The organism is Actinomadura oligospora ATCC 43269 (genome assembly GCF_000518265.1).
Classification (GTDB): Bacteria; Actinomycetota; Actinomycetes; order Streptosporangiales; family Streptosporangiaceae; genus Spirillospora; species Spirillospora oligospora.
On record NZ_JADG01000010.1, the window covers coordinates 172798 to 193675 of the forward strand.

Here is a 20878-nt window from a genome sequence, read left to right on the forward strand (position 1 = left end):
TCCCAGGGCGGCCGGGACGTTGGACGACGGCGGCCCTGCCCGCCCCGCCCCTCCGCTCCGGTGGGGCCCGCGCGCACTTCGGCGTCCGACCTCGTCAGGCGGTGAAGCCGATGAGGCCGGCGGTTTTTCCCGCCTCGCGGAGTTGTTTGGAGGTGACGCCCTGCGCGCCGGTCAGGTCGACGTCGGTGAGGTCCGCGCCGGTGAGGTCGGTGTCGGTGAGGTTCGCGCGGGTGAGGTTCGCGCCCGTGAGGTCCGCGCCGGTGAGGTCCGCGCCCGTGAGGTTGACGCGGGTGAGGTCGGCGTCGGTGAGGTCCGCGTGGGTCAGGTTCGCGCGGATGAGGTTCGCGCCGCTCAGATCCGCCCAGGTCAGGTCCGTCCGGATCAGCGTCGCCTCGGTCAGGGTGGCGCCGGTCAGGTTCGCGCCGGGCAGTTCGGCGCGGTTCAGGTCCGCCTGGGCGAGCGTCACGCGGGTCAGCGTCGCCCGGCGCAGCAGCGCGCCGATGAGGTCGGCCCAGGTCAGGTCCACGTCGGTCAGGTCGGCCCAGGTGAGGTCCGCCCGGATGAGGCTCGCGCTGGTCATGTTCGCGCCGGTGAGGTTCGCGCGGTGCAGGTCCGCGCCGGTGAGGTCGGCGCCGGGCAGGGTCGCGCCCGTCAGGGTCACGCGGGCCATGTTCGCCCAGGTCAGGGTCGCTTTGGCCAGGTCGGCGCCGGGCAGGCTCGCGTCGGCCAGGTTCGCGTGGTGGAGGTTCGCGCCGGTCAGGTTCGCGTCCGGGAGGTTGAGCGGCCTCGCCCACGTGGGTGGACGCAGGATGGACCGGAGGGCCGCCTGGACGTCGGGGGATCCGCCGCCGAAGGTGTTGCGGCGCAGGAACGCCTCCAGCACGTCGAAGACCTCGGCACGGTGCAGACGGGAGTCGCGCGCCACATGCTGGAGGGCGTAGACCGCGCCCAGCCGCTGGTCGCTGTGGTCGGCGGACAGCGCCTCCAGCGCGTTGCTGAACCGGTCGGTGACCTGGCCCCGGTGCGCGAGCTGGTAGCCGCGGGCGGTGTAGAGCAGCGTCAGGGCCACGAAGATTCCCCCGGCGACCGACACCACCAGCATCCGCGCGTTGTGCCGGTCCTTCGGATCCGCCAGGTGCATCAGATCGGGCGTCTTCCAGAGCGCCCATCCGTACGCCAGGGCCAGCAGGCTGACGCCGGGTGCGCTCAGCACCCGTACCCTCGCCGCCCACTGCATAACCAGCCGCATGAGTCCATGTCCCCTCAGACGTGCCGCAGCCGAATCGATTGTTCTACGACAACAAGAGCGTCATGGCCCAAACCGCAGGGACCATGCCGGGCCCTCCTCGGGGCTAGCGCTCCAGGTCAGGGCCCTGCGGCGGCGGGCGAGCCACCCGGCGGCCCGCCCTGGACGCCGGTCTGGCGTCCGGGCGTCCGCGCTCGGGGAGGCGTGGACGATCAGGCGGTGTCGGCAGAGAGTGTCCTCGAGGTGACTACCTGGTCACGTCGACTGCACCCCGATCCGGCGCACAGCGCGCGAGCGGCATGGCCGCGGGGGACGGCGTCCAGCCCGGCCGGAACACCCGGCCGGGCTGGACGACGGACGAGACGTCCGGCGGGGCTACGGACGCGACCGCCGGACGGGACGACGGGCGGACGCGACGCCCGGCGGTCGTGTTCTCAGCGGACGAGGCGGAAGAAGGCGCGGACGTCGGTGACCAGCAGGTCCGGGGCCTCCATCGCGGCGAAGTGGCCGCCCCGGTCGAACTCCGACCAGTGGACGACGTTGTGCTCGCGTTCGGCGATGCGGCGGACGCCGGGGTCGCCCGGGAACACCGCCACCCCGGTCGGCACGTCGGACTTCTCGACCGGCCGTCCCCAGTCGGCCGCGCCCTCCCGGTACAGGCGGGACGACGAGGCGGCGGTGCCCGTGAACCAGTAGATGGAGACGTCGGTGAGCAGCTGGTCGCGGTCCACGGCGTCCTCGGGGAGGTCGTGGGCCGGGTCGGTCCACTCCTTGAACTTCTCCACGATCCAGGCCAGCTGGCCGGCGGGGGAGTCGTTCAGGCCGAACGCGAGCGTCTGCGGACGGGTGGACTGGATCATCGCGTACCCGGCGCGGTCCTGGTCGGAGTACTGCGCCAGCCTGCCCAGTTCCACCTCCGTGAGCCCCTCCATCTCGTCCGGGGCGAAGGTCGGGAAGCCCAGCGCGCCGTTCACATGGACGCCGACGACGTTGTCCGGGGCGACGCGTCCGAGCTCGGGGGAGACCACCGCGCCGGTGTCGCCGCCCTGCGCGCCGTACCGCTCGTAGCCGAGGCGGCTCATCAGCTCGGCCCACGCGCGGGCGACGCGGCGCGGGCTCCAGCCGGTCTCGCGGGTCGGCCCGGAGAAGCCGAAGCCGGGCAGGGACGGCGCGACGACGTGGAAGGCGTCGGCCGGGTCGCCGCCGTGCGCGCGGGGGTCGGTGAGCGGCCCGACGACCTTCATGAACTCGGCGACCGACCCCGGCCAGCCGTGCGTGAGGATCAGCGGCAGCGCGTCCGGCTCCGGCGACCGGACGTGCAGGAAGTGGATGTTCTGCCCGTCGATCTCGGTCGTGAACTGCGGGAACTCGTTGAGCGCCGCCTCCTGCCTCCGCCAGTCGAAGCCCGTCCGCCAGTACTCGGCCAGCTCCTGCGCGTACGAGGATGGGACGCCGTAGGACCAGCCGGTGCCGGGCAGCTCGTCCGGCCAGCGCGTGCCGGCCAGCCGGACCCTCAGGTCCTCCAGGTCGCCGGCGGGAACATCGATGCGGAAGGGGTTGATCTTCGTCATGTCCAAGACTCTACGAGCTGCCTAGGACGACTTCGGTCCTAGGTTGTCGGCAGAATGAAGGACATGTTGGAGACCTCGGCGCGACTGCTCAGACTGCTGTCCCTTCTGCAGACCCACCGCGACTGGTCCGGCGCGGAGCTGTCCGAACGGCTCGGCGTCACGACGCGGACCGTCCGGCGGGACGTCGACCGCCTGCGCGAACTGGGCTACCCCGTGGACGCCACTCCCGGCGCGCCCGGCTACCGCCTGGGCGCGGGGTCCGAGCTGCCTCCGCTGCTGCTCGACGACGACGAGGCGGTCGCCGTCGCCGTCGGGCTGAGGACGGCCGCCGGAGGCACGGTCGAGGGGATCGAGGAGACGTCCGTCCGGGCCCTCGCCAAGCTCGAACGGGTGCTGCCCGCGAGGCTCCGGCACCGCGTCAACGCGCTGCAGTCGATGACCGTCCCCATGACGGCCGCCGTCGCGCCGGTGCCGCCCGAGGTCCTGACGGCCATCGCCGCGGCCTGCCGCGACCACGAGGTCCTGCGCTTCGACTACCGGTCGCACCAGGGGCAGGAGAGCCGTCGCTCGGCCGAACCCCACCGGCTCGTCCACTCCGGCCGCCGCTGGTACCTGGTGGGCTGGGACGTCGACAAGCGCGACTGGCGGACGTACCGCGTCGACCGGCTGTCCTTGAAGACACCGAACGGGCCGCGCTTCGTCCCGAGAGAACCGCCCGCCGAGGATCTCGCCGCGTACACGTCCCGCGCGATCTCCAGCGCCCCGTACCGCCATCAGGCGCGCCTCACCGTGCACGCCCCGGCGGACGTCGTGACCGCGCACATGCCGCCGACGGTCGCGACGGTCGAACCCGTCGACGCGTCCACCTGCGTCCTGCTGTGCGGCTCGAACAACCTCGACGAGATCGTCGTCTACGTCGCCCTGATGGACCTCGCCTTCGAGGCGCACGAACCGCCCGAACTGGTCGAACGGATCGCCGCCATGGCCTCCCGCCTCCAAGCGGCCTCCGACGCGGGGTCCGACGCGTCAGGGGCAGGGGAGGCGGCCGGAGGCGCGGCGGCGGACGTCGCGGGACGCTGAGGCCATGGCCCGGGGCCCATCGACGACGCCCGGCGTCCCGCCCTCGGCCCTCACTCCGGCTTGGCCGGGGCGTCCGCGCGCGGCAGGACGATGGTGAAGGTCGAGCCGCGGCCGGGCTCGCTCTCGGCGGTGAGGCTCCCGCCGTGCGCCTGGACGATCCCCTGGGCGATCGACAGGCCGAGACCGCGTCCGCCGGTCGCGCGCCCGCGCGCCGAGTCCGCCCGCCAGAACCGGTCGAACACGTGCTTCAGCTCGTCGGGCGCTATGCCGCGCCCGGTGTCGGCGACCTGGATCCCCACCGCGTCCCCGGCGGACAAGGCGCGCAGCGTGACCGTCCCGCCGGGCGGGGTCGCGGCCATCGCGTTGGTCACGAGGTTGCCGATGACCTGGCGTAGCCGGTCGGGGTCGGCGTTGACCGGCGGCACGACGTCCGCCTCGACGCCGAGCTCCACACCGTGCGACTCGGCGACCGCCCGGTGCGCCACCCGTGAGATCTCGAGGAGTTCCCGGACGTCCAGGGGGGTGCGGAGCATCTGCAGCGCGCCCGACTCGGCCAGCGCCAGGTCCTGGAGGTCGTCGATGAGCCGCTGTTGCAGCACCGCCTCCTCCAGCAGCGACAGGAGCAGGTCGGGATCGGGTTCCAGGACGCCGTCGTGCAGGGCCTCCAGGTACCCGCGGATGTTGGCCAGCGGGGTGCGCAGCTCGTGCGCGATGTCGCTGACCATGCGGTGCTGCGCCTCCTCGCTGCGCTGGAGCGAGTCGGCCATGCGGTTGAAGCCGCGGGCGAGCTCGGCGATCTCGTCCCGGCCGCGCACGGCGACCCGTTCGGACAGGTTCCCCGCGCCGAGCCGCCGCGCCGCCACGGCGAGCGCCCCGATCGGGGCGAGCACGCGGCGGCTCAGCAGCAGCGTGCAGGTGATCACGAGCACGGCGACCACCATGGCCGCGACGATGACGCGCGCCGGCTGGAACGGCCGCTGGCCGGTCGTCTCCTGCCCGTACCCGAGCCACAGCAGCAGCGGCTGGGGGGCCACCCCCTCCAGCCGCTGCTGCAACGCCTGCTCGGTGCAGACCTTGACCAGGGTGGTGGCGCGTCCGCCCGGCGCCGTGGTCGGCGGGCCCGCGCCCTGCTTGCCCGAGGGCTTGTCACCGACCTGGTACAGGCAGTCGGCCACCGCCTGCTTGTCGGCTTTGAGTTCCGTGGCGCTGCTGGCGCCCAGCTTCGCGCAGGACTCGAACTCCTCCAGCGGAAGGCCCGGTGAAGCGCCGGGTCTCAGAGGGTCTCTCGGCCAGCGGGCGGGATCCGTGGCGTTCAGGTCGACGACGCCCCCGCGCGTGAGGCACGCCCGCAGGCGCATCGCCTGGCGGTAAAAGGCGACCTGTGACGCGATCATCTTCGTGTGGGCGACGTTCGGGTCCGTGGCCGGCGGCACGGACAGCGCGGGAGGCAGTTCGCTCTGGGCGCGCAGGATGATCTGCCGCGGATCCAGCACGCCGGACGGCCGCCGGGTGACCGGACGCGCCGTCCGGGCCGCCTCGGTGTCGGTGTCGACGATCACCACGCCGTCCAGCGTGGTGAGGCGGATCCGCTGGCCGGTGCCCCGCCCGAGCCGGACGACCGGCTGGACGACCCCCTCCCAGGTGCCGTGCTTGACCCCGTAGACGTTCAGCGTGTCGTAGACGCTGTCCACCACCCGCTTCTCGACCGCCGCCGACTCGGCGAACTCCGCGCGCGTGGCCCGGACGGTGAGCCACGCGGTCGCGCCGACCGCCGCCGCGGCGACCAGCGCGACGACGGCGAAGACACGCGCCCGGTATCCCCAGGACACGTTCAGCCCGACCGCTCGACCGGCCGCGCGACCGGCCCGAGGCCGGTCGCGTCCGCCCCGGAGCGGCCGGGTGACGGCCCGTCCACGCCGCCGGGACCCGGGTCGGCCACGGTCCCGGCCCCGGCGTCGGTGCGGTCGGGGAGGGGGCCGAGACGGTAGCCGCGGCCGTAGACCGTCTTCACGTAGACCGGGTCGGCCGGATCGTCCTCGATCTTGCGGCGCAGGTTCATGACGTGGGCGTCGACGGTCCGTTCGAGCACGTGGTGGTCGAACCCGAAGGCCAGTTCCAGGATGTGCGCGCGGGTGAACACGCGGTGGGGCTCGGCGGCGAGGATCTGCAGGATGCCGAACTCCTTGGCGGTCAGCTCCACCTTCCGTCCGGCGACCCGCACCTCGAAGCGGTCCGGGTCGATCTCCAGGTCGCCGACGCGCAGGGCCTCGGCGGACGTCTCCGCGCCCTTCCCGACGCCCGCGCGGCGGAGCAGGGCGCGGACGCGGGCGGTCAGCACCCGGGGGCTGAACGGCTTGGTCAGGTAGTCGTCGGCGCCCAGGTCGAGGCCGAGGAGCTGGTCGTCCTCGGTCGAGCGGGCGGTCAGCAGCAGGATCGGGACCGACGACTCGGCGCGCAGGATCCGGCAGACGTCCAGGCCGTCGACGCCCGGCATCATCACGTCCAGCACGAGCAGGTCCGGACGGAGCGCGCGGGCCTGCTCGAGGGCCTGGCGGCCGTCGCCGACCGCGGTGACGCGATGCCCCTCCCGTTCCAGGTAGACCTGGATCAGGCGGGCCTGTTTGGGATCGTCTTCGGCGAGCAGGATCCGGGCGGCCGTCCACATGATCAGGACGATACCGAGCGGGCGTACCGGACGAATCGCCCAGGCGGAGAAAGATCATTTCCGCATGGGTTCTTCACGGGAACTTCACGGCCTTCGGCTTGAGTGACGCCTCGTCCGGCGGTGCCATCGGGGGGCCGCCACCGACCACGTCCGCGGAGACGCCCATGACCGACACGCTGAACCAGGTGGCGGCCGACCCGTTCACCCAGGCGGACCGGCCCACCGACGAGGATCGGCCCACGCCCGAGGATCGGTCCGCGCAAGGAGACCGGTCCGCGCAAGGAGACCGGTTCGCGCAGGCGGACCGGTTCGCGCCGATCGACGCCGACAGCCGCCGCGCCTTCGCCGAGCAGGGCTACCTGCTGGTCCGCAACGCCCTGGACGAGGAGGCGCGGGCCCGGATCGAGGCGGCCGTCGACCGCGTCTACGAGTCCGAGGGCCGGGCCGGACGGCTCGGGGACAACGGCTCGATGCACGTGCTCGGCGCGGTGTTCCGCGACGAGGCGTTCACCGAACTGCTGGACCTGCCCACGACCTTCCCCCACCTGTGGGGGCACCTGGGCTGGAACATCTACGTCCACCACAGCCACATCGACGTCAACCCGCCCGCGCTCGAACGTCCGGCCCCCAAGTGGAGCTGGCACCAGGACGGCTACCGGCAGAACGCCGACCTGGAGATGGAGCCGCGGCCGATGTTCTCGATGAAGGTCGCCTACGTGCTGAGCGACCTGGCGGACGAGGGTCGCGGGGGCACCCTCGTCCTGCCGGGGAGCCAGCACAGCAACACCCTGGAGCGGACCGAGCCCGGCCCGGACGGTGAGTACCCGCGTCCGCCCGGCACGGTCGAGATCACCGCGAACCCCGGCGACGCGTTCGTGTTCGACCGCCGCCTGTGGCACTCGCGGTCGCCCAACCAGTCCGCGATCACGCGGAAGATGGTCTTCCTCTGCTACACCTACCGCTGGATCCGCTGGCGGGACGACGTCTCGATCGACCGGCACAGCGCGTGGTGGCGGTCGCTGAGCCCGCTGCGCCGCCAGCTCCTCGGCGACGGCGACGAGGCCGCCAGCCACTTCGGCTTCACCCTCGAGTCGGGCGTGTGGGACGACGCCATCCCGCTGCGCGCCGAACTGAAGCAGCGCGGACACCTCGACAGGAGCCGCCACTTCCTCCGCTGACGCCCATGGGGGACCTCCGAGGGAGGACCGCCCCGAGAACGCCCGCCCGCAGCTCGCCCGCTCGGGCGGGAACCGACCTGAGCCCCCGGCCCCGACACCGGGGGCTCAGTCATGCCCGCTTCGAAGGCGTCAGGAGTAGGAGCCTTCGCGGAGGTCGGCGACGCCGCCCGGCCGCTTCGGGCTCCAGCCCAGCCGGTCACGCGTGGCCTCGGCGCCGACGGACTGGTCGAGCGCGAGCGCCACGGCGAAGGGCTCGCCCAGCTGCTCGGCGGCCTGCTCCAGCGGCCAGACGCGCGGCTCGCCGTCGACACCCGCCGCCCGACCCGCCGCGACCGCGAGATCCCGGACGGGGACGGCGGACTCGGCGACGCCGTGCCAGACCGTCCCGGCGGACGCGTCGGTCAGCACCGCCACGTAGAGGTCCGCGAGGTCGTCCACGTCCACCATGGGCCAGCGCGCGTCCGGGTCGGCCACGACGCGGGGCGCGCCGTCCTCGCCCGCCCACTGGACGAGCATCGCCGGAATCCCGCCACCGCGTCCGTGCACGATGCCCGGACGGATCACGGCCGCGCGGACGCCGTCCCCGGCGGTGGCCAGCACCTGCCGCTCGATCTCCGGCCGGTAGCCCACGATCGGGATCGGGTCGGTCGCGGCGTCCTCACCCGCCGTCTCCGCGCCCGTCGCGCCGAGCACCCAGACGCCGCTGGTGTAGACGAACGCCCGTCCGCCGTCCCGCAGCGGAGCGGTCAGCGCCTCGATCGCGGCCTTGTCCAGCGCCGCGTCCCCGCTCGGCGTGGCGGCGTGGACGACGGCGTCGATGTCGGGCGTGACGGCGGCGGTGAGCGAGGCGGGATCGGCGAGATCCCCCTCGCGCAGCTCGGCGGCCCCCGCGACGGACGTCCGGCCCGGACGCACCAGCGCCACGACCTCGTGTCCCGCCTCCACCAGCCGCCCGGTCAGCGCGGACCCCACGTACCCGCCCGCTCCGATGACCAGAACCCGCATAACGCACCTCCATCAAAAATTTCGATGTCGAAACTTTAGACCGCTCCACGTTTCGGCGTCAAACTATTGGACGACGAAGGTTAGATTGGACGGGCACCCTCACCGAGACCGGAGGTCCCCGAAGTGGCCGACCGCACCGCGCCCCCGGCGCCCGCGCGCGACGGAGTCGACGCGATCCTGGACCAGTGGAAGGGGGCGCGCCCCGACCTGGACTGCGCGCCCATGGGCATCGTCGGGCGCATCTCCCGCGCGTCCCGCCTGCTCGAACGCGCCCTCAAGGACGAGTTCGCCCGGCACGGCATCGAACCCTGGGAGTTCGACGTCCTCGGCACCCTCCTGCGCTCCGGGCCCCCGCACGTCCTCTGCGCCGGCGACCTCAGCGCCGCCGCCATGGTCAGCTCCGCGGCCCTCACCAACCGCGTCGACCGCCTCCTCGACAAGGGCCTCGTCGAACGCCGCGTCGACCCGTCCCACCGCCGCCGCGTCCTCGTCTCCCTCTCGGACAAGGGCCTCCGCGTGGCCAACGACGTCCTCGAGCACCACGTGGCCAACGAACGCCGCCTCCTCGCCGCCCTCTCCGCCGACCAGCAGACCCACCTGGCCGAAGCCCTCCGCACCCTCCTCCTCGACCTCGGCGACACCGCCCCCGACCAACCCTGACTCGCTCCCAAGCGCTCACCCCTGATGACGCGCCCCCTCCGCCAAATACGGGATGAGTCCCTGCAGCACGACCGCCGCGTTCTCCGCGGCGACCTGGTGGCAGGCGTCGTCTTTGTTCGCGTCGGCGTTGTCGGAGATGCCGCGGATGACCAGCCAGCCCTTGGCCCTGTGCTGTCCGGTCTGCGCGTGGAAGTCCAGGGCGAGCCCTCCGGCCTCCATGTCGAGGGCGAGGGTCTTGTCGTTGACGGACACGAGGTGGCGCCGGATCGGCGAGGAGGCGTCCGCGACGACGGCCTCGCCCGTGCCGACGGGACCGGCGAGGACCTTCGCCGTGCCGGAGGGTAGGACGCAGGGTTCGCCGTGGTCGGTGAAGAAGTCGTTCACCTCCCGGCGGACCCAGGCCGGGATCTGGTGCCCCTCACTCCGCCGTCGCACCCCTGACGCCGTCTCCTTGCGCAGCTCGTAGTAGACGACCTCCTGGCCGATCACGACCTGGCCCGACGCCCCGGTCAGTGGCGGAGGTGGGTTCTGGTGTCGGTGCGGTGGTCGTGGAGGGTGAGGGTGGTTCCCGGGGCGGGACGGGGGACGTGGGACGGGTGCTGGGGGAGGGCGAAGATGCCGCTCAGCAACGGTGCGACGTCGCGGGGGAGTTCCGCTGCGGGGGCCAGGTAGGAATCGTCCAGGCGGTAGGTCAACCGGGTTCCGTGGCGGCCGGTCTCTTTGAGGACTTCCAGGGGGAGCTGCTCGCCGGTTCGGTCGGCGCGCTGCCTGTAGTGGCGGCCGTCGCGCCACACGTCCGCGACGGCCTCGGTGGACACGGCGGTCACCGCCGCCATTCCCGTTCGGTGGATGGGCTGACGACCGCAGAGCGGCGTCGTCATCAGTTCGGTGATCACTGGGGGATCGCGCGGGTCCGCCGGTTCGATCGGAAGACCGGGGCCGTCGTCCTCGACGCTGAACCGGAGTGGGCCCTCGATGACGACCTCGACGTGCAGCGTGGCTTCGAAGGGCGTCTCGGTCAGCGCGTCCTGGACGGCCAGGGAGAGCGCCGCGCCCGGCAGTCCGGGATCGTCGGCCGCCATGCCGAAGTACATCAACGGACGGCGGCGAATCGCGTCGAGCGCGGTGGTGACCCTGATCCGGGACGCGTCGAAGTCCATCCCCCATCCCCCCATGGAAGGCCGCGCCGTGTCCACCGCCGGGGGAACGCGTCACGTCGCTTGTTCGTCACGGTGGGTGAGTATGCTCGCGCGGGTGATCCCGTTGATCGTGTTCAGCCTGGTCGCGATACTCCTGTGGACCTTCGGCGCGAAGCGGCTGGGCGACCTGCACGTCTCCGCGCCCGTGTTCATGGTCGCCTTCGGGGTCGTCGCGGGCCTGGTGTTCGGGGACGAGGTCAGGCACCAGCTCAACACCCACCTCGCGGAGCGGGCGGTGGAGTTGGTCCTCGCGGTCCTGCTGTTCGTCGACGCCGTCGAGGTGCGCGGCGGCTTCCTCGGCGGTGAGCGGGGGGCGGTGCTGCGCCTGCTGGTGCTGGCGCTGCCGCTGTCGATCGCCGCCGCGTTCGCCGTCGGGGGGCCGATGCTCGGCGTCTCGTCCTGGGGCGTGGTCCTCGCGATCGCGTGCGTGGTGATGCCGCTCGACTTCGCCCCCGCGGCCGACCTCCTCCGGGACCGGCGGCTGGACCGCGGCCTACGGCACGCGCTCGCCGTCGAGAGCGGCTACAACGACGGGCTCTTCTCGCCGGTGTTCGCCTTCGCCCTCCTGACGATCGGCTCCCCGGTCGAGCACTCCTCTTCGGGGCCGCTGTTCGGCGCCGTCCACGCCGCTCTGGGGGCCGCGGCCGTCGGCGTTGGCATGGGCGCGCTCACCGGCCTCGCGCACCGCCTGGCCGTGGCCGCCCGCTGGACGGGCGCACCGGCCGTCCGCGTCGCGATGGCCCTCGTCCCGATCATCACCTACGCGCTCGCGATCGGCGTCGGCGGCAACGGCTTCGTCGCGGCGTTTCTCGCCGGGATCGCCTACAAGGCGGGCCGGATGGGCGAGCGCGGCGAGTACCGCGACCTCGCGCGTCGCGAGCTCTCCAGCGTCGAGGACCTCAGCGTGATCTCCTCGACGATCATGTGGTTCGTGTTCGGCGCCGCCGCGGTGCTCGTCTTCAGGCTGGGGCTCGACTGGCCGCGCGTGCTCTACGGCCTGCTCGCGCTGACGCTCGTCCGCATGGTCCCGGTGTACGTCTCGATGCTCGGCTCGCCGGTGCGCTGGCGCGACCGCACCCTGCTCGGGGTCCTCGGCCCGCGCGGCACCACGTCGATCGTGTTCGGGCTGCTCGCCTACAACGCCACCCGGCAGGACGACGCGGACGTCGTCCTCTACGTCATGACGGTCGTCGTCCTCGGCAGCATCCTGCTGCACGGCATCGCGATCCCCTTCGGCCTCCACCGGTTCTCCGCCCGCGGCGAGGAACCCGCCTCCGGCTGACCCATGCCCGTCGGCGGGCGCATGTGGGGATTCCCGGTGCCCGCCGACGGTGTGGGGGAGGGCTACTTACATCCGGCGGCCGTGAGGCTCTTGTCCAGCTGGGCGCGTAGACGCGTGTTCTCGGTCGTGGTGAGCGCGCGGTTGGCCATGGTGAGCTTGATGGTCTGCGCGCTGTGGCCGCGGGTGCCGACCTGGATGTCGGTGCTGTAGCGGTTGGGGGTCAACGTCGTGGCGTTGGCGTAGGTGACCCTGATCCGGTAGTGCAGGATGCGGCCGCCGGGCTTGGTCAGGCAGCGCTTGGTCCCGGCCTCCATGCGCTCGTAGAGCCCCCGGTTGAGGCTGGCCCACTGCGGGACGAGGTCGTAGCGCTCGTCCACGCCCTTCAGCGTCGCCGCGATGAGGTGACCGCCGTCGTAGCCGGTCGTGCCGGACATGTGTCCCGCCTTGCCCTGGCAGCTGCCGCGGTCGGCGACGCTCGACTTCAGGTCGCTGGCCTCGGCGCGCTCGGGACGGCCCTTGGAGTCGGTGTGGTAGCTCGCGCCGTTCGCGTGGTAGGTCGCGTTGGGCTTGAGGTGCTCGGCGCACGGCACCTGGTCCACCTTCGAGGACGAGGCGACCTCGCCCGCCTTCGAGTGCGGGGCGGCGCCCGCGGACGACGTGCAGGCCGTCGCGGCGGTGGCGACGGCGACAAGGGCGAGTGCGGCTCGTGCTCGGGTCACGGGCGTTTCCTTTCGACGGGGGAGCGGAACGTCCGCCGAGAAGGAAAACACAAATCACCCCATTACTGACAACTGGGGTGACGGGCTATGAGCGTCCTACATGCATCTATGTGTGCGTATGTGTGGACATGCGAAGTATGTGGCCGTGCGAGGACGGCACGGCACGGACGGCGTGGAACGACGGAGCGTCAGAAGCGGGCGCCGTGACGCGTCGGGATGCCGATGCCGAGCAGGTCGACGTTCGGTGAGATGACCTCGTGCCAGAGGTCCTCGAACGCGACGCCGTGGGATCGCAGGGCGCCGACGAGCATGCGCGCCGCGGTCTTGGCGTCCTCGTCGTCGAGTGCCGGGAACTCGCGCGTCACGCAGAAATCGTCCTCGGTGACGTCCGAGAGGAGCCAGCCGAGCCCGGTCATGGTGTCAGCCCAGGCGGAGTCGCGGTCGCCGGTGAGGGACGCGTGGATCTCCAGCGTCCAGTCCGGGTGGGTGGTCCACTGGACGTAGTGGTCCTCGGGGGTGCGCACGACCACGGTGAAGTGGCCGGGGCCGTCCATGAGCGCGAAGTCGCGGACGACGGAGTGGAGCGTCGTCGCCAGCCGCTCCTCGAACTCCGTCCAGTCGTCGGCCCAGTAGCCGCCCGGGAGGAACAGGCCGTCCAACTCGGGTCCCCGGCCGACCACCTGCCAGTGGCCGAGGAGGCCGAGCCCGTCCTCGGGCTCGGCCCACTTCGCCGTGCGGTACTCGTCGTTCTCGACGGCCTCGGTGGGACGCGCCGTCAGGAACGCGCCGTCACCGATCCGCTCGAGCTCCAGCAGCCGAACGGGCCCGCGCCATCGCAGCAGCGGGCCCGGCCCTCGCATGATCGAGGGCGCGCCCAGCTCGTCCATGAGCGCCGAGCGGACGCGCAGGAAGAGCTCGTCGCCCTCTCCCACGCGGACGAGGACCCTGGTCTCGTGATGGTCCGCGCCACCGCGGAAGAAGAGCCCGTATGAGGTTCCTGGACCGGCGTCGTAGTCCTCCGACCGCGACCCCCGCCCCTCGGCGGCGTCCTTCGGCCGCCAGCCGAGGTGGGCGGCGGCGCGGTCGAACGCCGGGTCGTCCCATCCGGTCATGTCGAGCGTCGCGAAGCGGCGGACGAGGTCGCGTGCCTGGTCGTCGGTGGGGGCCATGGCGGATGATCTTATAGATCCCGTCATGCCGGATATCCGGCGAGAGGTCAGAGCAGGTCGCGGACGCGGTCGGCGAACTCCTCCGGCGTGGCGACCGGGACGCCGAGCCCCTCGGCCTTCGCCTTCTTCGACCCCGCCTTCTCCCCGGCGACCAGCAGGGACGTGCGCGCCGACACCGACGAGGACGACTTCCCGCCCGCCCGTTCGATGAGCTCGTTCATCTCGTTGCGGGACAGTTCGGCGAGCGCGCCCGTCATCGCTCCCGTGACGACCACGGTCATGCCCGCGAGCGGCAGCGCGGGCCCCTCGTCCTCCGTTTCTTCCTCGGTGCCAGGGGCGAGCGCCCCCGGCTCGGTCATGGTCAGCCCGGCCGCGACCAGCTTGTCGACCAGCGGCGCGAGGTCGGTGAGCTCGGCGACGATGACCGGGGCCTTCTCCGGGCCGATCCCGTCGACCTCGGTGAACGCCTCGGCGTCCGCGGCGCGGATGGCGTCCATCGTGGCGAAGTGCCGCGCGATGCGCCGGGACATCGACCGTCCGGTGCCGCGGACGCCCAGCGCGCAGAACACCTTGTTCAACGGCTTGGCCTTGGCGGCCTCGATCGCGGCGAGCAGGTTGGTCGTGCTGGTCTCGCCCATCCGCTCCAGCCCGAGGAGCTGTTCGCGCTCCAGGGTGAACAGGTCGGCGAAGTCGGTGACGTGCCCGGCGTCGACCAGTTGGTCGATGATCTTCTCGCCCAGGCCCTCGATGTCGAGGGTGTCGCGTCCGACGGCGTACCGGATCGAGGCGACCGCGTGGCAGGCCCGCCCGCGGACGCACCGCCACCGCTCCTGCGAGGAGTCGATCGCGTCACCGCAGCGCGGGCACACCTCGGGGATCTCGATCGCCGTCTCCTCGCCCGTCCGGAGCTGGACGACGGGCGCCTCCACGCGCGGGATCACGTCGCCCGCGCGGTACACCGTCACGCTGTCGCCGAGCATCAGCCCGCGGCGCGCGATGTCGGCGGCGTTGTGCAGCGTCGCGTAGGTGATGGTCACGCCGTCGACCTCGACCGGCTCCAGCACCGCGCGCGGCGCGATGATGCCGGTGCGGCCGACGTTCCACTCCACGCCCACCAGCTTGGTGATCTTCTCGGCGGCGGGCAGCTTGTAGGCGATCGCCCAGCGCGGCGCGCGGGACGAGAACCCGGCCCGCCGCTGGTCGGCCGCGTTGTCGGCCTTGACGACGATGCCGTCGATGCCGAACTCCAGGTCGGCGCGGGCCTCGGCGATCTGCTCGACCCGCGCCTGGACGGCCTCCAGCGCGTCCGCGGTGGACGCGGCGACGGGCGTGCCCGAGGTCGTCTGCACGCCCCAGGACTCCACCAGCGCCATGACCTCGCTGTGCGCCAGCTCCGGAAGCCGCTCGGCGAGGTCGCCCGTCGTCCCCGCGCCGAACCCGGCCTCGCCCGGCAGGAGCAGCGCCCCGTAACCGAAGAACGTCATCTCCACCGAATATGGACGATCCTGGGCGCGCAGCGACCCGGCGGCGGCGCTGCGCGGGTTGGCGAACGGCGTCCCACCGGCCGCGACGCGCTTCTCGGTGGCGTCCGTGAACTGCGCGTTCGTCATCAGGATCTCGCCGCGGATCTCCACCGTGACCGGCTCGGCCAGCTCGCGCGGCAACCCGAGCACGCTGCCGATGCCGTGCGACACGTCCTCCCCGGCCGTCCCGTCTCCACGCGTCACCAACTGGACGAGACGGCCGTCCACGTACCGCGCCGAGATGGCCAGGCCGTCCAGCTTCGGCTCGACGCTCCAGCGCTCGACGGGGCCGTCCAGACGCCGCTCCAGGCCCGCCGCCCACGTGGCCAGCTCCTCGGCGCCGAACACGTTGTCCAGTGACAGCATCGGCACCGTGTGCGGCACGTCCCCGACCACCGCGCCACCGGCGACCTTGCCGGTCGGCGAGTCGGCCCGCACCAGTTCCGGATGCTCGGCCTCGTAGGCGGCGATGCCCCGCACCAGGCGGTCGTAGTCGTCGTCGTCCAGCGTGGACGTGCCGTCGCCGTAGTACGCGGACGCCGCGTCCAGGGCGGTCTGGACGGCCGCGGTGTAGGCGGCCTCGTCGGAGATCTCAGTGATCGCAGCAGAAGTCACGAGAACATCTTCCCGGCCCCCACCGACACTTTCCCCTGGCCCGGGGCCATGTCCCGGGCCGTGTCCGTCACCGGCCAGAGGTGCTGCCGACGCCCAGCGAGATCCCGCCCGCCGAGACGTCGACGCGCGCCTCGGCCAGGGACGCGGACCAGGCGACGACGAGCGGCGAGCCCTCCAGGGCGGGGCCGACGCCGAGGCAGTCCATGCCCGCGGCGCGCGCGGCCTCGGCGCCGGCCACCGCGTCCTCGACGACGAGGCAGCGTTCCGGCGGACGGCCCATGAGGCGGGCCGCCAGCCGGTACCCGGTGGGGTCGGGCTTCCCCACGGCCACGTCGTCGGCGGCGACGAGCACGCCCGGGACGGGCAGCCCGGACGCGCGGAGCCGCGCGGTCGCCACGGCGCGCGTCCCGGAGGTCACGATCGCCCACATCCTCGGCGTGAGCGTCCCCAGCAGGCGGGCGGCCCCGGGCGCGGCCCGGACCCCCGCCGTGTCGGTCTCCTCCCGGGCGACGATGAGCGCCGCCTCCGCCTCGGCGTCCAGACGCGGAGCGAGCAGCCGGATCAGGTCGACGTCGCGCCGCCCGTGGGACAGCGCCACCGCGCGATCACCGTCGATCCCGTTGGCCGCCGCCCAGTCACGCAGGATCCGCTCGATCGTCCCGAGCGAGTCGGCCAGCACGCCGTCCAGGTCGAACAGCACCACCTCGTAGTCCATGCCGATGACACTATGATGAGTGTCAATAGCACTATATTGTCACCATGGACATCGTGGACGAGGTCGGCCGCACCGTCGCCGCCAACCTCCGCGCGGCCCGCGCGCACCGAGGCTGGCGGCTGGACGACCTGGCCGAGGCCAGCGGCGTCAGCCGTGGCATGATCCACCGCATCGAGGCCGCCCGCACCCATCCCAGCGTCGCGACCCTCGCCAAGCTCTCCGCCGCGCTCGGCGTCCCCATCAGCGAGCTGGTCGAGATCCCCGCCCAGCTCGGCGCCCCCGCTCCCCGCGCGGGCGCGCGTGTCAGCCGGTTCGGCCGCAGCACGGCGGCGCTGCTGTACTCCGACGGCAGGCAGGAGCTGTGGACCCACACCCTGCGCCCCGGCCACCCGATCCACGACACCGGGCATCCTCCCGGCACCCGCGAACTCCTCCACGTCACCGAGGGGACGCTCGAGGTGGACGTCGGCGGCGCGGTCTTCACCGTCCCGGCGGGCGACGGCCTGATGGTGCGCGGCGACCGTCCGCACAGCTACCGCAACCCGGCCGGCGACCAGGGGCCGGACGCCTTCTACACCGTCGTCATGCTCTACGCCGAGGCCCCCGACCCCCGCTTTCCCGTCCACCGGCGGGCTCCATCCGGTCGTCCAGAAGTCCCTGGAAACGCGGGCACGTCATGATGTCGTCGTGGGGGCAGTCGCCGTCGAGCAGGTCAAGGGCCGCCTGCGCCCGCGCGATCCGCTCCAGCAGCCTCTCGCGGTGCCGCTCGGTCACCTCGCGGCGGGACGTCGCGGACCGGGCGGCCAGCATCGTCCGGATGTCCGCGAGTTCGAAGCCCGCCTCCTTCGAGATCAGGATCGCCGCCACCCGGTGCAGGTCCGCGTCGGAGTAGCGGCGGCGGTCGCCCGCGCGGGCCGGCTTCAGGAGTCCCTCCGCCTCCCAGTACCGCAGCACGTGCGTCGGCAGCCCGAACCGGGCCGCCACCTCGCCGATTGACTTCATGTCGACATTAAGTCGCACAATCTCGGGCATGTCCACGATGCTCACGCTCCTTGACGCCTTCGACGACCTGCCTCAGTCCCGCAAGCTGCGCGAACGTTCCTATGAAGCCCTCGGTGACACCGTCGTCGACGTCGGCTGCGGCGCCGGACGCGCCGTCGGTGAACTCGCCGCCCGAGGCGCGCGGGCCATCGGCGTCGACCTGGATCCCGCCATGCTGGAGGTCGCCGCCGAGCGCTGGCCGACGGCCGAGTTCCACGTCGCCGACGCCACCGACCTGCCCCTCGAGGACGGCTCGGTCACCGGATACCGTGCCGACAAGCTCCTGCACGCCCTCGCCGAACCCGAACGGGCCGTCGCCGAGGCCCGCCGCGTCCTGGCCGTGAACGGCCGTGCCGTCCTCCTCGGCCAGGACTGGGACACGTTCCTGATCGACTCCGACGACCCCGAGCTCGTCCGGACGCTCGTCCACGCCCGCGCGGACCGCCTGCCCCACCCGCGGGTCGCCCGCCGGTACCGGAACCTCCTCCTCGACCACGGCTTCACCGACGTCACCGTGGAGGTGCACACGTTCGTCTGGACGGACCCCGCCATCCTGCCGCTGCTCGCCAACCTCGGAGAGGGCCCCTGGCTCGACGAGCAGGCCGAGAGGGGACGCGACGACCGCCTGTTCGTCGCCCTCCCGATCTTCCTGGCCTCCGGCACCCGCCTCCCTTGACCGTCCCCTCAATGACACTGTGCTCACAGTTGTTGACTATAAGCAATGGCTGGGTGAACATGGAGCGCAGAGCGCGCCGCTTCATCTCTGTGCGCGTCATCCATGGCCAGGCTCACAGGAAGGAAGTCCAGATGATCAGTCCCTCTCTGATGACGGAGTTCCTTCATGAGCGAGCACGGTGCGTCGAAGCACGAGCGGGCGCCGAAGAGGCGGCCCGGCACTGACCGGAACCGGCGCGGACTCCGGTCGCCGCGGCGGAGCAAGAGGCTCAACATCACGCTGTCCGAGCCGGAGTCCGAGATCATCCGGGACGGCTCGTCCCGCTCGAACCTGTCCATGGCCGCCTTCGTCGCGCGGGCGGCGTTGGCGGAGGCGAGAGGGGCCCGGGACCCCGCCCACGCCGAGCTGCGCGCCGCGCTGAGTGAGCTGATGCGCGTCGGTGAGCGGGTCCGGCGCTTGGCGGAGGCCCTCGACCGGGCGTCCACGGCACCGCGTTCGGACGGTCCGGCGCAGTGGCCCGGCTCCTGCGCACGGTCGTGTGCCCGCCTGGTGGACCGGCTCGACCGGCTCGCCGAAGAGATCTGCCGTCGCCTGCCATGACGACGCGGACGGAGCGGGCGGCGTGATCGGCAAACTCCGGCGGGGCACGCACGTGGAAGGGCTCCTGCGGTACCTGTTCGGTCCGGATGCCGAGGGCGAACCCCGCGACGCGCACATCGTCGCGGGGTTCCGCGCGCCCGCCGAGCTCGAGCCGGGATGGCGGACGGACGGCCGCCGTGACCTGCGCCGGCTCGGCACGCTGCTCAACCAGCCGGTGAAGGTGCTGGGGGAGCGGAACTACCGGAAGCCCGTCTGGCACCTGTCTCTGCGCGCCGCACCCGAGGATCCCGTCCTGACCGACGCGCAGTGGGCCCGGATCGCGCGCCGCATGATGGACCGGGTCGGGCTCGCGCCGCTGGGCGATCCGGACGCCGTCCGCTGGGTGGCCGTCCGGCACGCCGTCGACCACGTCCACGTGGTCGCCACGCTCGCCTGTGTCGACGGGCTCCGGCCGGACGTCTGGAAGAGCGCCCGCCTGGTCCGGGACGGCTGCCGGGCGGTGGAGGACGAGCTGGGGCTGCGGTGGTCCGCCCCGATCGACCGGACGGCCGCCCCCGCCCCCACCCGCGGTGAGATGGAGAAGGCCCGACGTGAAGGCCGTACGGAACACCCCCGCGCGACGTTGCGCCGTCACGTCCAGGAGGCCGCCGCCATCGCGCGGACGGAACACGAGTTCTTCGAGCTGCTGCGCGAGGCCGGGGTGCTGGTGCGGTACCGGCACAGCAGGGAGTCCCCGGAACAGGTGATCGGGTACGCGGTCGCGTTGCCGGACCACCGGACCGCCACCGGACCGGCGGTCTGGTACGGCGGCGCCAAGCTGGCCGCCGATCTGACCTTGCCCAAGCTCCGTGCCCGCTGGCCCACGCTCGTCCCGCCGGTGTCCGGACGGGATCTGAACGCGCTGACCGTCCGCGCCTACCTGCGGGCCACCATCCGCCGAGCCGCCAGGGGAAGCCGGGACGGTGGCGAGTTCCTCGCCGGTCTGCGTGCCGCGGGCGTCGTCGTCCAGGCGACGCGCAGCGACGTCGATCCGGCTCAGATCACTCGGTACGCAGTCACCCTCCCCGGCCATCACGACGCCCAAGGACGGCCCGCGTGGCACTCCGGGGACGACCTCGCCGCCGACCTGTCCTGGACCGGGCTGTGCCGGGCCTGGAACCGGGGCCTCCCAGCCCCGTCACCGGCCGCCGAACCGTCGGACGACGAATGCCGTGCGATCCACCAGGACGCCGTTCGCGCGGTCGCGTTCGCCGCGGCCGAGGTTCGGGGCCACTGCGTCACCGGCTCCCAGGCCGCTCGCGACGTCTGCTGGGCCACGGCCGACCTGCTCCACTCCGCCGCACTCGCGACCGGAGACCGCCACCTCGGTCGCACCGCCGACGCCTACGACCGTGCGGCCCGTCCGCCCCACGGTCGCATCCCCGGCCCCACGGTCGGAGGTGACCGGCTGCGCGGTATGGCCCGCGTCCTGGCCATCACCTCAGCAGGCGAGGGTCCCGGCCCCCGCCCCGGCCCCCGCCCCGGCCCCCGCCCCGGCCCTCAGATCCTCGTCGCGCTGGCGTCCGCGCTTCAGGCCCTCGTCGACGCCATCCGCGACTTCTACCACCGCACCCGTCAGCGGGCTCAGGTCGCCGCCGCGACCACGGCGTCCCGGCACCTCGCCGCGGTCGCCCGGGGCCGGTCCGCGTGGCCCGTGTCCGGCGGCGACGAGCAGCGCACCGCCGCGCAGGTGGCGATGGCGGACCATCCCCACCCGTGGACGGCTCCGCCCCTCGGTGTTCCCCAGGCTCCGCCCCCAGGACGACACGCAACGCAGCCGCCCCGGCGTTCCCCAGGCCGCCGTGGCTGAGCGGGCCCGGCCCGACGAGTGCCCGAACCCGCTTGTTCGCCGCTTCCGATGCTTGAGCCGACCGGCCACCGAGTCGGGCGATGCC

General features: G+C 72.9%; 20 protein-coding genes. 8 read left to right on the forward strand and 12 right to left on the reverse strand.

Annotation, left to right across the window (positions count from 1 at the left end; all coding sequences use genetic code 11):
• Window positions 1-94: 94 nt before the first annotated feature.
• Both P696_RS52525 and P696_RS0116895 read right to left on the reverse strand, forming a co-directional pair.
• Window positions 95-1249 (reverse strand): pentapeptide repeat-containing protein, encoded by a 1155-nt coding sequence (locus tag P696_RS52525; protein ID WP_084337637.1) that lies wholly within the window; start codon window positions 1247-1249, stop codon window positions 95-97.
• A gap of 431 nt (window positions 1250-1680) precedes the next feature.
• Window positions 1681-2817: an epoxide hydrolase family protein gene (locus tag P696_RS0116895; protein ID WP_026413262.1), complete on the reverse strand. Its 1137-nt coding sequence runs from the start codon at window positions 2815-2817 to the stop codon at window positions 1681-1683.
• 63 nt (window positions 2818-2880) lie between these two features.
• On the opposite strand from P696_RS0116895, the gene P696_RS46100 reads away from it, so the two are divergent.
• Window positions 2881-3897, forward strand: coding sequence for a helix-turn-helix transcriptional regulator (locus tag P696_RS46100; protein WP_051467834.1), 1017 nt, complete (start codon window positions 2881-2883; stop codon window positions 3895-3897).
• Between the two features lie 50 nt (window positions 3898-3947).
• Here P696_RS46100 and P696_RS0116905 read toward each other — a convergent pair whose 3' ends face one another.
• Window positions 3948-5726 (reverse strand): sensor histidine kinase, encoded by a 1779-nt coding sequence (locus P696_RS0116905; RefSeq protein ID WP_034485329.1) that lies wholly within the window; start codon window positions 5724-5726, stop codon window positions 3948-3950.
• A 2-nt stretch (window positions 5727-5728) separates the two neighbouring features.
• Entirely contained in the window at window positions 5729-6562 is an 834-nt protein-coding gene (locus P696_RS46105) for a response regulator (protein WP_051467768.1), read from the reverse strand.
• A 164-nt stretch (window positions 6563-6726) separates the two neighbouring features.
• On the opposite strand from P696_RS46105, the gene P696_RS0116920 reads away from it, so the two are divergent.
• Window positions 6727-7740 carry a phytanoyl-CoA dioxygenase family protein gene (locus tag P696_RS0116920; protein WP_084337639.1) on the forward strand — a complete coding sequence of 338 codons (1014 nt, stop codon included), beginning with the start codon at window positions 6727-6729 and terminating at the stop codon, window positions 7738-7740.
• Window positions 7741-7869: 129 nt separating this feature from the next.
• On the opposite strand, the gene P696_RS46110 is transcribed toward P696_RS0116920, so the two are convergent.
• Entirely contained in the window at window positions 7870-8745 is an 876-nt protein-coding gene (locus P696_RS46110; protein WP_034485330.1) for an NAD-dependent epimerase/dehydratase family protein, read from the reverse strand.
• 123 nt (window positions 8746-8868) lie between these two features.
• Between P696_RS46110 and P696_RS0116930 the strand changes: the two genes are divergently transcribed.
• Window positions 8869-9405, forward strand: a complete 537-nt coding sequence (locus P696_RS0116930; protein ID WP_026413264.1) for a MarR family winged helix-turn-helix transcriptional regulator — start codon at window positions 8869-8871, stop codon at window positions 9403-9405.
• A 15-nt stretch (window positions 9406-9420) separates the two neighbouring features.
• On the opposite strand, the gene P696_RS46115 is transcribed toward P696_RS0116930, so the two are convergent.
• Together P696_RS46115 and P696_RS52530 are read right to left on the reverse strand one after the other, a co-directional pair.
• A complete protein-coding gene (locus tag P696_RS46115) occupies window positions 9421-9894 on the reverse strand; it encodes a nucleoside phosphorylase-I family protein (protein ID WP_051467769.1) in 474 nt (157 codons plus the stop codon).
• Window positions 9895-9914: 20 nt separating this feature from the next.
• A complete protein-coding gene (locus P696_RS52530; RefSeq protein ID WP_051467770.1) occupies window positions 9915-10565 on the reverse strand; it encodes a DNA topoisomerase subunit B in 651 nt (216 codons plus the stop codon).
• 94 nt (window positions 10566-10659) lie between these two features.
• Between P696_RS52530 and P696_RS46120 the strand changes: the two genes are divergently transcribed.
• Window positions 10660-11886, forward strand: a complete 1227-nt coding sequence (locus P696_RS46120; protein ID WP_034485503.1) for a cation:proton antiporter domain-containing protein — start codon at window positions 10660-10662, stop codon at window positions 11884-11886.
• Between the two features lie 62 nt (window positions 11887-11948).
• Here the strand turns inward: P696_RS46120 and P696_RS52535 are convergent, their stop codons facing one another.
• From P696_RS52535 to P696_RS0116960, 4 genes are all read right to left on the reverse strand, one after another.
• Window positions 11949-12605, reverse strand: coding sequence for a DNA/RNA non-specific endonuclease (locus P696_RS52535; protein WP_026413265.1), 657 nt, complete (start codon window positions 12603-12605; stop codon window positions 11949-11951).
• A 188-nt stretch (window positions 12606-12793) separates the two neighbouring features.
• The gene (locus tag P696_RS0116950; RefSeq protein ID WP_026413266.1) at window positions 12794-13774 is read right to left on the reverse strand and encodes a TY-Chap domain-containing protein; all 981 of its coding nucleotides are present in this window, start codon (window positions 13772-13774) and stop codon (window positions 12794-12796) included.
• A 47-nt stretch (window positions 13775-13821) separates the two neighbouring features.
• Entirely contained in the window at window positions 13822-15912 is a 2091-nt protein-coding gene (gene ligA, locus P696_RS0116955) for an NAD-dependent DNA ligase LigA (protein WP_026413267.1), read from the reverse strand.
• Between the two features lie 67 nt (window positions 15913-15979).
• Window positions 15980-16627 (reverse strand): HAD-IA family hydrolase, encoded by a 648-nt coding sequence (locus tag P696_RS0116960; RefSeq protein ID WP_026413268.1) that lies wholly within the window; start codon window positions 16625-16627, stop codon window positions 15980-15982.
• 44 nt (window positions 16628-16671) lie between these two features.
• Here P696_RS0116960 and P696_RS46130 point away from each other — a divergent pair, with 44 nt between their 5' ends.
• Window positions 16672-17307 carry a helix-turn-helix domain-containing protein gene (locus P696_RS46130; protein ID WP_051467773.1) on the forward strand — a complete coding sequence of 212 codons (636 nt, stop codon included), beginning with the start codon at window positions 16672-16674 and terminating at the stop codon, window positions 17305-17307.
• On the opposite strand, the gene P696_RS54510 is transcribed toward P696_RS46130, so the two are convergent.
• The gene (locus P696_RS54510) at window positions 17210-17629 is read right to left on the reverse strand and encodes a MerR family transcriptional regulator (RefSeq protein WP_084337645.1); all 420 of its coding nucleotides are present in this window, start codon (window positions 17627-17629) and stop codon (window positions 17210-17212) included. The genes P696_RS46130 and P696_RS54510 overlap by 98 nt on opposite strands.
• Before the next feature lie 28 nt (window positions 17630-17657).
• On the opposite strand from P696_RS54510, the gene P696_RS0116975 reads away from it, so the two are divergent.
• The 3 genes from P696_RS0116975 (at window position 17658) to P696_RS52540 (ending at window position 20793) form a co-directional block, all read left to right on the forward strand.
• Entirely contained in the window at window positions 17658-18344 is a 687-nt protein-coding gene (locus tag P696_RS0116975) for a methyltransferase domain-containing protein (protein ID WP_026413270.1), read from the forward strand.
• A gap of 165 nt (window positions 18345-18509) precedes the next feature.
• Window positions 18510-18944: a plasmid mobilization protein gene (locus tag P696_RS0116980; protein WP_026413271.1), complete on the forward strand. Its 435-nt coding sequence runs from the start codon at window positions 18510-18512 to the stop codon at window positions 18942-18944.
• 22 nt (window positions 18945-18966) lie between these two features.
• Window positions 18967-20793, forward strand: a complete 1827-nt coding sequence (locus P696_RS52540) for a relaxase family protein (RefSeq protein ID WP_051467774.1) — start codon at window positions 18967-18969, stop codon at window positions 20791-20793.
• Window positions 20794-20878: the final 85 nt, after the last annotated feature.

Excerpts from the sequence above, each read along its gene's own strand:
- P696_RS52525 (WP_084337637.1), bottom strand. The coding sequence starts at position 1,249 with ATGCGGCTGGTTATGCAGTGGGCGGCGAGGGTACGGGTGCTGAGCGCA.
- P696_RS0116895 (WP_026413262.1), bottom strand. The coding sequence starts at position 2,817 with ATGACGAAGATCAACCCCTTCCGCATCGATGTTCCCGCCGGCGACCTG.
- P696_RS46100 (WP_051467834.1), top strand. The coding sequence starts at position 2,881 with ATGTTGGAGACCTCGGCGCGACTGCTCAGACTGCTGTCCCTTCTGCAG.
- P696_RS46105 (WP_051467768.1), bottom strand. The coding sequence starts at position 6,562 with ATGTGGACGGCCGCCCGGATCCTGCTCGCCGAAGACGATCCCAAACAG.
- P696_RS0116920 (WP_084337639.1), top strand. The coding sequence starts at position 6,727 with ATGACCGACACGCTGAACCAGGTGGCGGCCGACCCGTTCACCCAGGCG.
- P696_RS46110 (WP_034485330.1), bottom strand. The coding sequence starts at position 8,745 with ATGCGGGTTCTGGTCATCGGAGCGGGCGGGTACGTGGGGTCCGCGCTG.
- P696_RS52530 (WP_051467770.1), bottom strand. The coding sequence starts at position 10,565 with ATGGACTTCGACGCGTCCCGGATCAGGGTCACCACCGCGCTCGACGCG.
- P696_RS0116950 (WP_026413266.1), bottom strand. The coding sequence starts at position 13,774 with ATGGCCCCCACCGACGACCAGGCACGCGACCTCGTCCGCCGCTTCGCG.
- P696_RS0116960 (WP_026413268.1), bottom strand. The coding sequence starts at position 16,627 with ATGGACTACGAGGTGGTGCTGTTCGACCTGGACGGCGTGCTGGCCGAC.
- P696_RS46130 (WP_051467773.1), top strand. The coding sequence starts at position 16,672 with ATGGACATCGTGGACGAGGTCGGCCGCACCGTCGCCGCCAACCTCCGC.
- P696_RS54510 (WP_084337645.1), bottom strand. The coding sequence starts at position 17,629 with ATGAAGTCAATCGGCGAGGTGGCGGCCCGGTTCGGGCTGCCGACGCAC.
- P696_RS0116975 (WP_026413270.1), top strand. The coding sequence starts at position 17,658 with ATGTCCACGATGCTCACGCTCCTTGACGCCTTCGACGACCTGCCTCAG.
- P696_RS0116980 (WP_026413271.1), top strand. The coding sequence starts at position 18,510 with ATGAGCGAGCACGGTGCGTCGAAGCACGAGCGGGCGCCGAAGAGGCGG.